Annotated in this window: 9 protein-coding genes; 5 read left to right on the top strand and 4 right to left on the bottom strand. The window is 66.1% G+C overall.

Going from position 1 to position 15,362, the window contains the following annotated elements; translation table 11 throughout:
* The first annotated feature begins 211 nt into the window (after window positions 1–211).
* From SSKA14_RS13950 to SSKA14_RS13930, 5 genes are all read left to right on the top strand, one after another.
* Window positions 212–1,597: an NAD-dependent succinate-semialdehyde dehydrogenase gene (locus SSKA14_RS13950; protein ID WP_008268567.1), complete on the top strand. Its 1,386-nt coding sequence runs from the start codon at window positions 212–214 to the stop codon at window positions 1,595–1,597.
* Between the two features lie 63 nt (window positions 1,598–1,660).
* Entirely contained in the window at window positions 1,661–3,301 is a 1,641-nt protein-coding gene (locus SSKA14_RS13945) for an acetolactate synthase large subunit (protein WP_008267048.1), read from the top strand.
* A 178-nt stretch (window positions 3,302–3,479) separates the two neighbouring features.
* The gene (gene lysS, locus SSKA14_RS13940; RefSeq protein WP_040007817.1) at window positions 3,480–4,991 is read left to right on the top strand and encodes a lysine--tRNA ligase; all 1,512 of its coding nucleotides are present in this window, start codon (window positions 3,480–3,482) and stop codon (window positions 4,989–4,991) included.
* Window positions 4,992–5,208: 217 nt separating this feature from the next.
* The gene (locus SSKA14_RS13935) at window positions 5,209–6,348 is read left to right on the top strand and encodes a two-component system response regulator (protein WP_008267350.1); all 1,140 of its coding nucleotides are present in this window, start codon (window positions 5,209–5,211) and stop codon (window positions 6,346–6,348) included.
* A 1-nt stretch (window position 6,349) separates the two neighbouring features.
* Entirely contained in the window at window positions 6,350–9,073 is a 2,724-nt protein-coding gene (locus SSKA14_RS13930; protein ID WP_083797370.1) for a response regulator, read from the top strand.
* A gap of 12 nt (window positions 9,074–9,085) precedes the next feature.
* Here the strand turns inward: SSKA14_RS13930 and SSKA14_RS13925 are convergent, their stop codons facing one another.
* The 4 genes from SSKA14_RS13925 to betB all read right to left on the bottom strand — a co-directional run bounded on the left by SSKA14_RS13925 (window position 9,086) and on the right by betB (window position 15,346).
* A complete protein-coding gene (locus SSKA14_RS13925; RefSeq protein ID WP_008265715.1) occupies window positions 9,086–9,955 on the bottom strand; it encodes a crotonase/enoyl-CoA hydratase family protein in 870 nt (289 codons plus the stop codon).
* A gap of 199 nt (window positions 9,956–10,154) precedes the next feature.
* On the bottom strand, window positions 10,155–11,831 hold the full coding sequence (locus SSKA14_RS13920; RefSeq protein ID WP_008265257.1) for a long-chain fatty acid--CoA ligase: 1,677 nt from the start codon (window positions 11,829–11,831) through the stop codon (window positions 10,155–10,157).
* A 258-nt stretch (window positions 11,832–12,089) separates the two neighbouring features.
* On the bottom strand, window positions 12,090–13,772 hold the full coding sequence (betA, locus tag SSKA14_RS13915) for a choline dehydrogenase (RefSeq protein ID WP_008268752.1): 1,683 nt from the start codon (window positions 13,770–13,772) through the stop codon (window positions 12,090–12,092).
* 101 nt (window positions 13,773–13,873) lie between these two features.
* Window positions 13,874–15,346, bottom strand: a complete 1,473-nt coding sequence (gene betB, locus SSKA14_RS13910) for a betaine-aldehyde dehydrogenase (protein ID WP_008264682.1) — start codon at window positions 15,344–15,346, stop codon at window positions 13,874–13,876.
* Window positions 15,347–15,362: the final 16 nt, after the last annotated feature.

Raw genomic sequence — 15,362 nt, 5'->3', positions numbered from 1 at the left:
CCCGCAGGAAACCAGCTTGTGCTGTTGCTTCGGCTGTTGATGTTGCCTTGGCTTGAAGCGGGTGCAGGGCGCAGCCCTGCCGATAACCCCATTCAGGCAGGTAAGTGCAGGTCACAGGATGAGCAGACGCCTTGTTGCTGCCATCGAACAGGTCCACATTCCTGTGCAGGAGACGGGCCACTGCCCGTTGTCGAGACACCAGGAGACCTGCATGTCCGCTGCCCCCAGCACTGCCATTTCCCGCGATCCGGCCACCGGCCAGCTCATCGCCAGCCATCCCTTCGCCACCGACGCCGAACTGGAGGCGATCCTCGATCGCGGCCAGGCCGGCTTTGCCGCCTGGAGCGCAACCAGCCTCGAACAGCGCGCCGGGGTGCTGCGCGCGATGGCTGCCGTACTGCGCCGTGACCGTGAAAAGCTGGCCGCGCTGGCCACCGCCGAGATGGGCAAGGTCCAGGCCGAATCGCTGGCCGAGATCGAAAAGTGCGCCGTGCTGTGCGACTGGTATACCGACCACGGCGCGCAGTTCCTGCACGACGAACCGACCCAGGTGCCCGACGACAAGGCCTACGTGTCCTACCTGCCGCTGGGCGTGGTGCTGGGCATCATGCCGTGGAATTTCCCGTACTGGCAGGTGATGCGTGCCGCGGTGCCGATCCTGATGGGTGGCAACGGCTTTCTGCTGAAGCCTGCCGAGAACATCGTCGGCACCGCGCAGCTGCTGGATGCGGCCTGGCGTGATGCCGGGCTGCCGGATGGCACCTTCATCGCCGCCAACATCAGCCGCGAGGGCACCAGCCGCGCGATTGCCGATGACCGTATCGCTGCGGTGACCCTGACCGGCAGCGTGGCGGCCGGTCGCAGCATTGCCGCCCAGGCCGGGCAGGCGCTGAAGAAGGTGGTGCTGGAGCTGGGTGGCTCCGATCCGTTCATCGTGCTGGCCGATGCCGATCTCGATGCCGCCGTTGATGCCGCAGTGGCCTCGCGCTTCCAGAACACCGGGCAGGTCTGCATCGCCGGCAAGCGCATCATCGTCGAAGACGCAGTCTACGACCGGTTCGTGGCGCAGTTCTGCCAGAAGGTGCAGGCGCTGACCATTGGCGATGGCCGCGACCCCAGCAACCGCATCGGCCCGATGGCGCGCCAGGATCTGCTTGAGCAGCTTGATGCGCAGGTGCGCGCCTCGGTGGAGGCCGGCGCGCAGCTGCTGGTCGGCGGCCACCAGTTGGATCGTCCGGGCGCGTTCTATGCCCCCACCGTGCTGGCCGGCGTGGCGCCGGGCATGCAGGCCTTCGATACCGAGACCTTCGGCCCAGTGGCCTCGATCAGCCGCGCGCGTGATGCCGACCATGCGGTGGAACTGGCCAACCAGAGCGAATTCGGCCTCAGCGGCAACCTGTGGACCGGCGACCGCGCGCGCGCGATGCAGCTGGCGCGCCGGCTGCAGACCGGCGGCGTGTTCGTCAACGGGTTCTCGGCCTCCGACCCGCGCGTGCCGATCGGCGGCGTGAAGAAGAGCGGCTTCGGCCGTGAGCTTTCGCACTTCGGCATCCGCGAGTTCGTCAACGCGCAGACCGTGTGGTTCGACAAGCCTTGACGCGCGGCTCTCATCCTTCCTGCAACGATCCACCATCAGTCCAGCGAAAAGGACGGCATTCCAATGTCCAAGGGTTCAGACCTGCTCGTCGCCGCGCTTGAGAACGAAGGCGTCGAGCGTATTTTCGGCATCCCCGGCGAAGAAAACCTCGACGTGGTCGAGTCACTGCGGCACTCCAGCATCGAGCTGGTCGTCACCCGCCATGAGCAGGCGGCAGTGTTCATGGCGGCCACCTATGGCCGCCTGACCGGCAAGCCCGGCGTGTGCCTGGCCACGCTTGGCCCGGGCGCGCTCAACTTCACCACCGGCGCGGCCTATGCGTTGTTGGGTGCGTGGCCGGTGATCATGATTACCGGCCAGAAGGGCATCGTCGCCAGCAAGCAGGCGCGCTTCCAGATTGTCGACATCGTCAGCACGATGAAGCCGCTGACCAAGCAGGCGCGGCAGATCGTCTCGGCGCGCACCATCCCGACCATTGTCCGCGAGGCATTCCGCGTGGCCCAGGAAGAGCGGCCGGGTCCGGTACTGCTGGAACTGCCGGAAGACATCGCGGCCAACGAGGTCGAGGGCGTGGCATTGATTCCGCCGCACGCGGTGGATCGCCCCATTGCCAGCCCGGAGGCGCTCGACCGTGCGGCGGAGATCATCCGCAACGCCAAGCGTCCGCTGCTGATGATCGCTTCGGCGGCCTCGCGGCCGCAGTCCAGCGAGGCGCTGTCAGCGTTCGTGCTGCGGGCCGGCATTCCGTTCTTCACCACGCAGATGGGCAAGGGTGCGGTCGCCGGTGGCTCGGGCCTGTACATGGGCACCGCGGCGCTGACCGAGCGCGATTACGTGCACATGGCGATCGACCAGGCCGACGTGATCGTGACCATCGGCCACGAGGTCACCGAGAAGCCGCCGTTCGTGATGCGCCCGGGCGGGCCGACCGTGATCCATATCGGCTACTCGCAGGCAGCGGTGGAACAGGTGTACTTCCCGCAGGTGGAGGTGATCGGTGACATCGGCCGCGCGCTGACCCAGCTGGCCGGCCGCATCGAGGGTGCGGTGCCGAACGCCGATGCGCTGCTGCCGCTGCGCGCGACCATCCTGGAACACCTTGCCGACCGGGCCGAGGAGCAGGCGTTCACCCCGCAGCGGCTGGTGCACGACGTGCGCCAGGTGATGCCGCCGGACGGCATCGTGGCGCTGGACAACGGCATGTACAAGATCTGGTTCGCCCGCAACTACCGCACCCAGGTGGCCAATACGCTGCTGCTGGACAACGCGCTGGCGACGATGGGTGCGGGCCTGCCGTCGGCGATCATGGCCTCGATCCTGTACCCGCAGCGGAGGGTGCTGGCAGTGTGCGGGGATGGCGGTTTCATGATGAACAGCCAGGAGCTGGAGACCGCGCGCCGGCTGGGCCTGAATCTGGTGGTGCTGATCCTCAACGACGGCGCCTACGGGATGATCCGCTGGAAACAGGCGGTGGATGGTTTCACCGACTATGGCATGACCTTCGGCAACCCGGATTTCGTCAAGTATGCCGAGGCCTATGGCTGCAGGGGCCACGAGGTGACCGCCATCGAGCAGTTCATCCCGACCCTGGAAGCGGCATTCAATGAGGGTGGGGTGCACCTGGTGTCGGTGCCGATCGACTATTCGGAGAACGAGCGGGTGCTGGTGGACGAACTGCGCCAGGCGTTCCCCGGCAACGGCTGACGCCGGCGCCGCGCAGCCCGGTAGGTGTCGACCCTGGTCGACACACGAAGCGCCAACCAAGGTTGGCGACTACCGGGGCGGGGCCGCCAGGGGCCGGGGGCAGGGCGGTTTTGGTATGCTGTGGAACCGGCTGTGCCGGGCGCAGCATCCCCCCTCACTACACGATTCCCGCAGATCCATGAGCGAAGCTACCGATACCCCCCCCGTCGACGAAAACAAGTTGATCGCCGAGCGCCGTGAGAAACTCAAAGCGCTGCGTGGGCAGGGCATCGCGTACCCGAACGACTTCCGTCGCGAGGACTTCGCTGGCCAACTGCAGGAAGAATTCGCCGATGCCGGACAGTGGACCGCCGAGGCCCTGGAAGGCAACGGCCGCCAGGTGAAGATGGCGGGCCGCCTGATGGCCAAGCGGATCATGGGCAAGGCCAGCTTCGCGCAGATCCAGGACGAATCCGGCCGCATCCAGCTGTTCCTGCAGGGCACGGTCCTCGGTGATGCCTACACCGCCTTCAAGGGCTGGGACGTGGGTGACATCATCGCGGTTGAAGGCGGCCTGACCCGTACCAAGACCGGCGAGCTGTCGGTCAAGGCCGAATCGATCCGCCTGCTGACCAAGTCGCTGCGTCCGCTGCCGGACAAGTGGCACGGCCTGGCCGACGTCGAGCAGCGTTATCGCCAGCGCTACGTCGACCTGATCGTGACCCCGGAATCGCGCGCGGTCTTCATCAAGCGCTCGAAGATCATCCGCGCCATGCGCGCGTGGCTCGACAACCGCGACTTCCTCGAAGTCGAGACGCCGATGATGCATTACATCCCCGGCGGCGCAGCGGCCAAGCCATTCACCACCCACCACAACGCGCTGGACCTGGACCTGTACCTGCGCGTGGCGCCGGAGCTGTACCTCAAGCGCCTGACCGTCGGTGGCCTGGAGCGCGTGTACGAGATCAACCGCAACTTCCGCAACGAAGGTGTCAGCACCCGGCACAACCCGGAGTTCACCATGATGGAACTGTACGAGGCCTATGCCACGTACAACGAGATCATGGACCTGACCGAAGGCGTGATCCGTGACGTGGCACAGGCCGTGAACGGTGGCACCGAAGTGGAGTGGGACGGCGCGAAGATCGACCTGGGCCCGGCGTTCCGCCGTTGGCGCATGGACGAGGCCGTGCGTCACCACAACCCTGAGATCTCCGCCGCCGACTGCACCGACCGCGATGCGCTGCTGCGCCATTGCGAGCGCCTGAAGATCAAGGTCAAGCCGTCCTATGGCTGGGGCAAGCTGCTGCTGGAGATCTTCGAAGCCACCGTCGAACACACCCTGATCCAGCCGACCTTCATCACCGATCATCCGGTGGAGGTCTCGCCGCTGGCCCGCGCCAACGACAACGATCCGGGCTACACCGATCGCTTCGAGCTGTTCGTCAACGGCAAGGAGCTGGCCAACGGCTTCTCCGAATTGAATGATCCGGAAGACCAGGCCCAGCGCTTCCAGGCCCAGGTGGCGGCGAAGGAAGGTGGCGACGACGAGGCGATGCATTACGACGCCGACTACATCCGTGCGCTGGAGTACGGAATGGCCCCGACCGGCGGCCTCGGCATCGGCGTCGATCGCCTGGTGATGCTGCTGACCGGTAGCAGCTCGATTCGTGACGTGCTGCTGTTCCCGTACATGCGTCCGGAGCAGTAACCGGAGCAGCAGGTCGTTTTTCTGACTCCTGTTTGTGCGCGCCGTCGCGAAACGAGACGGCGCGATTGACGCGTCCCGCACTCGGCGTATCGTTAATGCACTACCTTGACGCCTGTTATGGCTTGATCGGCGCCAGGGGGATGGTGCATTGTGAAGCGTCCGCTTCACAATGTGATGACGATCATGAACCGGGACGTATGACACGGGAGTCAGGCCGATGCAGGGTGCGAGCGTTCGCAGCGGCAGAGTATCCTCGCCTGCTGATGATCCAGCATGGTCGAGAAGCCAGGCAGAGTACGCGTTGAACATCGTCATTGTTGACGACCAGACGTCCGCGCGGACGATGCTGCGTCATGTCATCGAGGACATCGCGCCGGAACTGAGCGTGTATGACTTCGGTGACCCGCTGACCGCATTGGCCTGGTGCGAGGCGCATCCGGTCGACCTGCTGCTGCTCGATTACCGCATGCCGGAGATGGACGGGCTGGAGTTCGCCCGTCGTTTCCGCCGCCTGCCCAAGCACCGCGACATTCCGGTCATCCTGATCACCGTGGTCGGCGACGAGCCGATCCGGCAGGCGGCGCTGGAAGCAGGTGTCATCGATTTCCTGGTCAAGCCGATCCGACCGCGCGAATTGCGCGCGCGCTGCTACAACCTGCTGCAGCTGCGCCAGCAGACCGAGAACGTGAAACAGCGTGCGTTGTCGCTGGAACAGCGGCTGCTGGCCAGCATGCACGAGGTCGAGGAACGCGAACGCGAAACCCTGTCGCGATTGGCTCGTGCGATCGAGTTCCGCGATGCCGGCACCAGTGCCTATCTGGAGCGCATGGCACGGGTGGCCGGGTTGATCGCAGAGCAGCTCGGCCTGCCCGAGGATGACGTCAAGCTGATCGAGATGGCGGCCCCGCTGCATGACATGGGCAAGATCGCCATTCCCGATGCCGTGCTGCTCAAGCAGGGCAAGCTCAACGACGAGGAGCTGGCGATCATGCGCCGGCACCCGCGGATCGGCCATGAGCTGCTCAGCGGCAGCCAGAATCGCTTCATCCAGGTCGGTGCGTTGATCGCGCTGCGCCATCACGAGCGCTATGACGGCAGCGGTTACCCGGATGGACTGGTGGGCGAGGCGATTCCGCTGGAGGCGCGGATCGTGGCCGTGGCCGACGTGTTCGATGCGCTGATTTCGCCCCGTCCGTACAAGGAAGCATGGACCATGGAAGCCACACTGGCTTATCTGTATGCCCAGCGTGGCCGGTTGTTCGACCCGCGCTGCGTGGATGCGCTGATGCGCGGCCACCCGCAGCTGATGGACATCTGCGCCCAGCACTCGACGGCATCGACGCGACCGGGTGGGTGACATGCAGGACCTGTTCGCACGCGTGAGGCGCCGGCTGGCGCAGCGTCCGGATTCGGAGCATGGCCAGGCGATCGTGCGGATGGTGCTGATCTCGCTGATCCTGGTCTATGTGCTGTTGTCGGGCGCCCGGCTGCATCGGCTGGAGCAGTATCAGGGTGTACTGGCGACGATAGTGACCGGGCTCGGCCTGTCGCTGCTGCTGTTCGCGTGGCTGCTGTGGAAGCCGGGCCGCTCGGACCCGCGACGGGTGGCCGGGATGCTGGCCGACTACGGGCTGATCGCCGTCGGCATGATCCAGATGGGCGAACCCTTGGCCTGGGTCTATGCCGTGGTGATGTGGGTGACGGTCGGCAATGGGTTGCGTTTCGGCCCCCGCTATCTGGTGGCCGCCATCGTATTGGCAATGGCCAGTTTCGGTGCCACCGTACTGATGACCCCTTACTGGCGGGCCAATCCAGGCCTGGCCCTTTCCCTGTGGCTGGGCCTGCTGGCGGTTCCGTTGTGCTGTTCTTCCCTGCTGCGCCGAAGGATGCGACATCCGACCATGGATACGACCCCCGCCGTCGCTGCCGGCTCGCGCTCGCCGCTGGCCCGCTTCAGGCAGCGCCTGTCCGGGCGCGAAGACAGCGAGCACGCACAGAACCTGATCCGCATCGTCATCACTGCGCTGTTCATCAGCTACCTGGGCTGGCGCTCGCTCAGCGGCGGCGGTGAAGCACTGACGGCCACCTGGCTGATCCTGGCCTTCGAGCTGACCATTTCCGCCGGGCTGCTGGCGGCGATCCTGGTGCATCCGGGGGTGTCGCATGTGCGGCGGGTGATCGGCATGCTGACCGACTACACCTGCATGGCCTGGATCATGACCATCCAGGGTGAGCCGGCGGCACCGTTGTACGCGGTGATGCTGTGGGTGACGATCGGCAACGGCATGCGCTATGGCAGTACCTATCTGCGCGTGGCTACGGCGATGGGCTGCCTGGCTTTCCTGTGCACGGTGATGCTGTCGCCGTACTGGCGGAGCCACGACTATCTGGGCTGGGGCCTGCTGCTGGGCCTGGGCGCGATCCCGCTGTACTTCGACTCGCTGCTGCACGCCCTGACCCGCGCCGTGGCCGAAGCACGCCAGGCCAACGAGGCCAAGAGCCGTTTCCTGGCCAACATGAGCCACGAGTTCCGTACACCGCTGAACGGCCTGGCCGGCATGACCGAGGTGCTGGCGACCACCCGGTTGGACGATGAGCAGCGCGAATGCCTGAATACCATCCAGGCCTCGACCCGCAGTCTGCTGGCGCTGGTGGAAGAGGTGCTGGACATCTCCGCGATCGAGGCGGGCAAGGTGCGGGTGGAGTGGCACGAGTTCGCGCTGGCCGACGTACTGCAGGCGATCAACCTGATCCTGACCCCGCAGACCCGCTCGAAATCGCTGGACTACCGCGTGCAGGTGGACGAGAACGTGCCGCCGCGCCTGCTGGGCGATGCCGGCCATCTGCAGCAGATCCTGCTGAACCTGATGGGCAACGCGGTCAAATTCACCGACAGCGGCTACGTGCAGCTGCACGTGTCCAGCCCGGATGCACTGGGCAGCGAGCGGGTACGCCTGCGCTTCGAGATCGTCGATACCGGCATCGGTGTGCCGGTGGCCCTGCGTGGCCGCCTGTTCAATGCGTTCGAACAGGGCGATGTCGGCCTGGCCCGGCGCCACGAGGGCACCGGCCTGGGTACGGCCATCGCCAAGGGCCTGGTGGAGTCGATGGGCGGCCAGGTCGGTTACGCCCCGAACAGCCCGCGCGGCAGCGTGTTCTGGGTCGAAATCACGCTGGACGTTGCAGACCCCGTGGCGGCGCCGGTGGCCGCGTCCGAGGTGGCCGAAGCCGGCAACGTCATTGCGTTCTCCAATCCGTTCCTGCGCCATCGTGCACGGGTGCGCAGCCTGCGGGTGCTGGTGGCCGATGACCATGAGGCCAACCGGATGGTGCTGCAGCGCCTGCTGGAGAAGGCCGGTCACAAGGTCACCTGTGTCAATGGCGGCGCCGAAGTGCTCGACGCGCTTGAGCAGGCCAGTTACGACGCGGCGATCGTCGACCTGCACATGCCCGGCATGAGCGGCCTGGACCTGCTCAAGCAGCTGCGGGTGATGCAGGCCAGTGGCATGCCCTATGTGCCGGTGATGGTGCTCAGTGCCGATGTCACCCCCGAGTCGATCCTGCGCTGCGAACAGGCAGGCGCGCGCGCGTTCCTGGCCAAGCCGGTGGTCGCAACCCGGCTGCTGGAAGTACTGGCCGACGTTGCGGCCAATACCCGCGCCGAAACCGGCATCCAGTCGGTGCCCGCGTTGCCGGTCGCCGATGGCGTGCTCGACACCGCCGTGCTGGACGAGCTGGCTGCGCTGGGCATGGGCGATGGCTTCGAACGCAAGTTCATCGACCAGTGCCTGGCGGATGTCGACGCCAGCATGGGCCAGCTGCAGGCCTGCGGTGAGCGCCAGGCCTGGGAAGACTTCCGCGAACATGCCCACGCCTTGCGGGGTGTGGCGAGCAACCTGGGACTGGTCCAGGTTGCCGCCTCCAGTGGCGAGATCATGCGCATGGCGGACTGGCAGCTGAAGGGTGAGTGGATCACCCGGCTCGGCAACCTGACGGCCGCCCTGCGCAACGGCAGGAATGCGCTGGCTGCCCGTAGTGCGGGGGCACCGCACCGCGACGACAGTGAGCGCAGCCCGTCCTGAACCGCCGGGCTGTCAGGCCGGGTCGCCATTGCGCCGGGCCTGCGCCCGCACCAGCCGATCCATCGTACGCAGGGACTTCTCGCCGAGCTGCATGGCGGTGTCGACCCAGATCTCGGTGATCCGCATCATTTCGTGCAGCGGCACCATGGTGGCGATCTCGTTGACTTCGCGCATCGCCGCCCAGGCATGCGGAATCCGCTTGCTGTCCTTGATCACCTGTTCCACTGCGGCCACGCCTTCGCCGACCGGCACGACGATGTCCACCAGGCCCATCTCCTTGAGCTGGCGGGCCGTGTAGAGATTGCCCTCCAGCATGATCTTCTCGGCCAGGCGCGGGCTGATCCGCTGGCACAGGAAGGAGTAGGCGCCCATGCCGGGGAACAGGTCGAACAGCACCTCCGGCAGGCCCATCAGTACGCCTTCCTCGGCGACGATGGTGTGGCAGCTCAGCGCCGCTTCGAAGCCGCCACCGAGTGCATTGCCCTGGACCAGTGCGATGCTGTGGGCGCGGGCGCCGAGACCGGCATGGAAGGCATGCACGCCGCGCACGCAGCGCTGCGCATAGTCAAGCAGGCGGGCGCGATCGCCTTCGCGGATCAGGCGGCAGAACAGTTCGAGATCTCCGCCCAGGTTGAACACGTCGCTGTCCGAGGCCAGAACGACATGGGGTGACAGAACATGCGAGGCACTGAGGCGATCGCCCAGGTCGCGCTGGTAGTCGACGATGTCATCGACCAGGCGTGACGCAAAGCATGGCCGGCCCGGCTGGTTGACCAGGTTGGCGTGCATGTGGATCCAGTAGACATCCCGCTCCGTCTCTTCGGTGATGCGCAGGGTAGGGTGCTGGGCGGGGCGGGTGATGATGGGGCGTACTGCAGACATGGGAGTTCTCCGTGTGACCGTCCGGCCAACCGCAGAGCGGACGGAGAAGAGTGAGGGGGCGAGCTGAACGTGCGGCGGCGACTGATTCTATGCACCTGTCGTGAACCGCCCGCAAGCGCTGGGCCGGCCATGTTCCGGCAATGAAAAGGCCCCGCCGTCGCCGGCGGGGCCCCTGTTCTGTCTGCTTGCCCGTAAACCCTTACTGGGCGGGCGTATCACGCAGCTCGCGACGGAGAATCTTGCCGACGTTGGTCTTCGGCAGCTCTTTTCGGAATTCTACGATTCTGGGGTGCTTGTAACCGGTCAGGTTTGCCCGCGCGTGCTCCTTGACCATTTCGGCGGTCAGGTTCGGGTCCTTCTTCACGATAACGACCTTCACCACTTCGCCGGATTTTTCGTCCGGAACGCCGACTGCGGCCACTTCCAGCACGCCCGGCATCATCGCGATGACGTCCTCGACCTCGTTCGGGTATACGTTGAAGCCGGATACCAGGATCATGTCCTTCTTGCGATCGACGATGTAGAAGAAGCCGTGCTCGTCCATCTTCGCCATGTCGCCGGTATGCAGCCAGCCGTCGGCGTCGATGGCCTTCTCGGTTTCATCCGGGCGCTGCCAGTAACCCTTCATCACCTGCGGGCCCTTGATGCACAGCTCACCGACTTCGCCCAGAGGCAGGATGTTGCCGTTGTCGTCCTTGATGCAGGCATCGGTGGACGGAATCGGCAGGCCGATCGAGCCGTTGTACTCGGGCAGGGTGAGCGGGTTGATGCAGGCCGCCGGCGAGGTTTCGGTCAGGCCGTAGGCCTCGACCAGGGTGACGCCGGTGGTCTTCTTCCAGCGCTCGGCCACCGCGCGCTGCACCGCCATGCCGCCGCCCAGGGTGAACTTGACCGAAGAGAAATCGATCTCGTCGAAGCCGGGGGTATTGAGCAGGCCGTTGAACAGCGTGTTGACGCCGGTGATGGCGGTGAAGCGGGTGCCCTTCAGCTCCTTGACGAAGCCCTTCATGTCGCGCGGGTTGGTGATCAGGTGGTTGCAGCCACCGAACTTCATGAAGACCAGCCCGTTCGCGGTCAGCGCGAAGATGTGGTACAGCGGCAGGGCGGTGATGATGACTTCCTTGCCCGGCTCGATGCCCGAGGTGGACAGCCACGCCGACGCCTGCTGCATGTTGGCGATCAGGTTGCGGTTGGTCAGCATCGCGCCCTTGGCCACGCCGGTGGTGCCGCCGGTGTACTGCAGGAAAGCGATGTCGTCGTGGTCGATCTCGACCTTCGGAAGCGTGTGGCGGCTGCCCAGCTTGAGTGCCTGTTTGAAGCGGACCGCGCCCTTGACGTGGTAGTTGGGCACCATCTTCTTGATGTACTTCAGCACGAAGTTGACGATCGCACCCTTGGCGCCGAGCAGGTCGCCCAGGCCGGTGGTGATCACGTGCTTGACCGGCGTGTCGGCGATGACCTGCTGGACGGTGTCGCCGAAGTTGTCGACCACCACCAGCGCGCTGACACCGGCGTCGACCAGCTGATGCTTGAGTTCGCGCGCGGTGTAGAGCGGGTTGACGTTGACCACGGTGAGGCCGGCGCGCAGCACGCCGAAGGTGGCCACCGGGTACTGCAGGCAGTTGGGCATCATCAGGGCGACGCGGTCACCCTTCTTGAGCTTGAGCTCGCCCAGCAGGTAGGCGGCGAACTGGGTGACCAGCGCATCGGTCTCACCATAGGTGATGACCTTGCCGAAGCTGGAGTAGGCGGGACGGTCGCGGAATTTCGCGACGGAGGCGTCGAAGACCGAGGCGACCGAATGGAACTCGTTGACGTCGATTTCGGCGGGAACGCCTTTCGGATAGCTCTGCAGCCAGGGACGATCCAGACTCATATTCCCCCTCCAGGAATCGTGATGTATTAGGTTCCGGCCTGAGCGTATCGACAATGGCCGGTCATTGCAGCATACCCCGCCGTAGGGAAAACGCGAAGAGGCCCCGTAGGGCCTCGTTGTTCGGATGGATGCCGGCCAGCGGCCGGCACAGGATGCGGAAACGGCAATGGTAGGTGCCGACCTTGGTCGGCACAGGATTCCGAGGTGGGGCCTTGGATCAGTGCCCACCAAGGTGGGCACCTACCGGTTCGGGGCTCCTCAGCCCTGCTTGCGCACCGGTGCGCCGTTGGCCTTGTAGTACGGCGCGGTGCTGCGGGCGAGCGGGGTGCGGCCGCGGATCACGTCGGCCAGCTTTTCGGCCATCATGATGGTCGGCGCGTTGAGGTTGCCGGTCACCACCTGCGGCATGATCGAGGCATCGACGATGCGCAGGCCTTCCAGGCCATGCACGCGGCCCTGGCCGTCGACCACTGCCATCGGATCATCGGCGTGGCCCATCTTGTTCGAGCACGACGGGTGGTAGGCGGTTTCGGCGTGCTCGCGCACGAACGCATCGATCTGCGCGTCGGTCTGCAGCGCGCTGCCCGGCGAAATCTCGCGGCCGCTGTACGGTGCCAGCGCCGGCTGGGCGAAGATCTCGCGGGTGATGCGGATCGCCGCGCGGAACTCGCGCCAGTCCTGGTCATGCGACATGTAGTTGAACAGGATGCTGGGATGTTCGCGCGGGTCCTTCGAGCGCACGTGGATGCGGCCGCGGCTGGGCGAACGCATCGAGCCGACGTGCATCTGGAAGCTGTGCGCCTTGATCGGGTTGGAGCCGTTGTAATTGATCGCCACCGGCAGGAAGTGGTACTGCAGGTTCGGCCAGTCGAACTCGGCGTCGCTGCGGATGAAGCCGCCGGCCTCGAACTGGTTGCTGGCGCCGATGCCGGTACCCAGGAACAGCCATTCGGCGCCGATCGCCGGCTGGTTGTACAGCTTCAGTGCCGGCGCCAGCGACACCGGCTTCTTGCACTCGTACTGCAGGTACATCTCAAGGTGATCCTGCAGGTTGGCGCCGACGCCCGGCAGGTGGTGCACCAGGTCGATGTCGAGGCTGCGCAGCAGGTCGGCCGGGCCGACGCCCGAGCGCTGCAGGATCTGCGGCGAGGCGATGGCGCCGCCGCACAGCAGCACTTCTCGGCGCGCGGTGGCACGCTGCGGCTGGTCGTTGTGCAGCCACTGCACGCCCACCGCACGCTTGCCCGAGAACAGGATGCGGTCGGTCAGCGCGTGGGTGACGATGGTCAGGTTCGGGCGCGGCTTGGCCAGGTCCAGGTAGCCGCGGGCGGTGCTGGAGCGACGGCCCTTCGGGGTGACCGTGCGGTCCATCGGGCCGAAGCCTTCCTGCTGGTAGCCGTTGAGGTCGTCGGTGCGCGGGTAGCCGGCCTGCACGCCGGCCTCGACCATCGCCGCGAACAGTTCGTTGTTGCCGGCCTTCGGCGTGGTCACGCGCAGCGGGCCGTCGCCACCGTGGTAGTCATTGGCGCCGATGTCGCGGGTTTCCGCCTTGCGGAAGTAGGGCAGGCAGTCCAGGTAGGTCCAGTCTTCCAGGCCCGGCATGCTGGCCCAGTTGTCGTAGTCCATCGCGTTGCCGCGGATGTAGCACATGCCGTTGATCAGCGACGAGCCGCCCAGGCCCTTGCCGCGGCCGCAGTCCATGCGGCGGTTGTTCATGAAGGGCTCGGGATCGGTCTTGTACGCCCAGTTGTAGCGCTTGCCCTGCAGCGGGAACGCCAGCGCGGCCGGCATCTGGGTACGGAAGTCGAGCCGGTAGTCCGGGCCACCGGCTTCCAGCAGCAGCACGCTGACCTCGGCATCTTCGGTGAGGCGGGTGGCCAGCACGTTGCCGGCCGAACCGGCGCCGATGATGATGTAGTCGTACTCGTTATGGGTGCTCATGGGTGTCTCCTGCAGGCCGGGGCGCGCTGCATGCAGGCGTCCCGGCGGAATGTCGGATCGGCACGGTGGCCGGACGATGGGGCGCGCTCAGGGCGCGCCGATCAGAACACGCTGGCGTAGTCGCCCAGCTCGACCTGCACCGACTTGATGCGGGTGTAGTGGCCGAGGGTGGAGATGCCGTTCTCGCGGCCGACGCCGGATTCCTTGTAGCCGCCGACCGGCATTTCGGCCGGCGATTCACCCCAGGTGTTGATCCAGCAGATGCCGGCTTCCAGGCGGTGGATGATGCGGTGGGCGCGGCTGACGTCCTTGCTGACCACGCCGGCAGCGAGGCCGAAGGTGGTGTCGTTGGCACGGCGAACCACTTCGTCTTCGTCGTCGTAGGCGAGGATGCTCATCACCGGCCCGAAGATCTCTTCGCGGACAATCGTCATGTCATCGCGGCAGTCGGAGAACACGGTCGGCAGCACGTAAGCGCCATTGGCCAGCGCACCTTCGGTGGCACGGCCGCCGCCGGTCAGCAGGCGGGCGCCTTCGGCCTTGCCGCTTTCGATGTAGCGCAGCACGTTTTCCATGTGCGGGAAGCTGGTCAGCGGGCCGAAGTTGGTCTCGGCGGCCATCGGATCACCGATGCGGATGCGCTTGACGCGCTCGACAACGGCGGCTTCGAACGCGGCCAGCATGCTGCGCGGCACGAACACGCGGGTACCGTTGGTGCAGACCTGGCCGGAGCTGAAGAAGTTGGCCATCACCGCGATGTCGGCGGCGCGGTCGAGGTCGGCGTCATCGCAGATCACCAGCGGCGACTTGCCGCCCAGCTCCATGGTCACTTCCTTCAGCGACGAGGAGGCGGCACTGGCCATCACCTTCTTGCCAGTGGCGACGCCGCCGGTGAAGGAGATCTTCTCGATCACCGGGTGCTCGGTCAGCCACTGGCCGATCTCGCGGCCCGGGCCCTGCACGACGTTGAACACGCCGGCCGGCACGCCCGCTTCGGTGTAGATCTCGGCCAGCCGGATCGCGGTCAGCGGGGTTACTTCGGACGGCTTGAACACCATCGCGTTGCCGGCGGCCAGGGCCGGGGCCGACTTCCACATGGCGATCTGGATCGGGTAGTTCCAGGCGCCGATGCCGGCGACCACGCCCAGCGGTTCGCGGCGGGTGTAGAAGAAGCTCGATTCGCGCAGCGGCAGCTGGATGCCTTCGATGGCCGTGGCCAGGCCGGCGTAGTACTCGACCACGTCGGCACCGGTGACGATGTCCACGGTGGTGGTCTCGGCCAGCGCCTTGCCGGTGTCCAGGGTTTCCAGGTGGGCCAGCTCATCATTGCGCTCGCGCAGGATCTCGACGGCGCGGCGCAGGATGCGCGAACGCTCCATCGCGGTCATCGCGGCCCACACCTTCTGGCCTTCGGCCGCGCTCTGCACGGCGCGCTCGACGTCGGCCTGGCTGGCGACCTGTACTTCAGCGATCACGTCACCGGTGGCCGGGTTCACCGACTTGAAGGTCTTGCCGCTGGTGGCATCGACGCGCTGGCCGTGGATGTACAGCTGTTGGACGGGCAGGGTGGTCATGGGGGCGTACTCCTTG

This window comes from Stenotrophomonas sp. SKA14 (assembly GCF_000158575.1).
Lineage (GTDB): Bacteria > Pseudomonadota > Gammaproteobacteria > Xanthomonadales > Xanthomonadaceae > Stenotrophomonas > Stenotrophomonas forensis.
This window is presented reverse-complemented; position numbering and strand designations above follow the sequence as displayed.

What these genes read in the sequence shown, in the direction of transcription:
- SSKA14_RS13950 (WP_008268567.1), top strand. Translation starts at nt 212, where the DNA reads ATGTCCGCTGCCCCCAGCACTGCCATTTCCCGCGATCCGGCCACCGGC.
- SSKA14_RS13945 (WP_008267048.1), top strand. Translation starts at nt 1,661, where the DNA reads ATGTCCAAGGGTTCAGACCTGCTCGTCGCCGCGCTTGAGAACGAAGGC.
- lysS (WP_040007817.1), top strand. Translation starts at nt 3,480, where the DNA reads ATGAGCGAAGCTACCGATACCCCCCCCGTCGACGAAAACAAGTTGATC.
- SSKA14_RS13935 (WP_008267350.1), top strand. Translation starts at nt 5,209, where the DNA reads ATGCAGGGTGCGAGCGTTCGCAGCGGCAGAGTATCCTCGCCTGCTGAT.
- SSKA14_RS13930 (WP_083797370.1), top strand. Translation starts at nt 6,350, where the DNA reads ATGCAGGACCTGTTCGCACGCGTGAGGCGCCGGCTGGCGCAGCGTCCG.
- SSKA14_RS13925 (WP_008265715.1), bottom strand. Translation starts at nt 9,955, where the DNA reads ATGTCTGCAGTACGCCCCATCATCACCCGCCCCGCCCAGCACCCTACC.
- SSKA14_RS13920 (WP_008265257.1), bottom strand. Translation starts at nt 11,831, where the DNA reads ATGAGTCTGGATCGTCCCTGGCTGCAGAGCTATCCGAAAGGCGTTCCC.
- betA (WP_008268752.1), bottom strand. Translation starts at nt 13,772, where the DNA reads ATGAGCACCCATAACGAGTACGACTACATCATCATCGGCGCCGGTTCG.
- betB (WP_008264682.1), bottom strand. Translation starts at nt 15,346, where the DNA reads ATGACCACCCTGCCCGTCCAACAGCTGTACATCCACGGCCAGCGCGTC.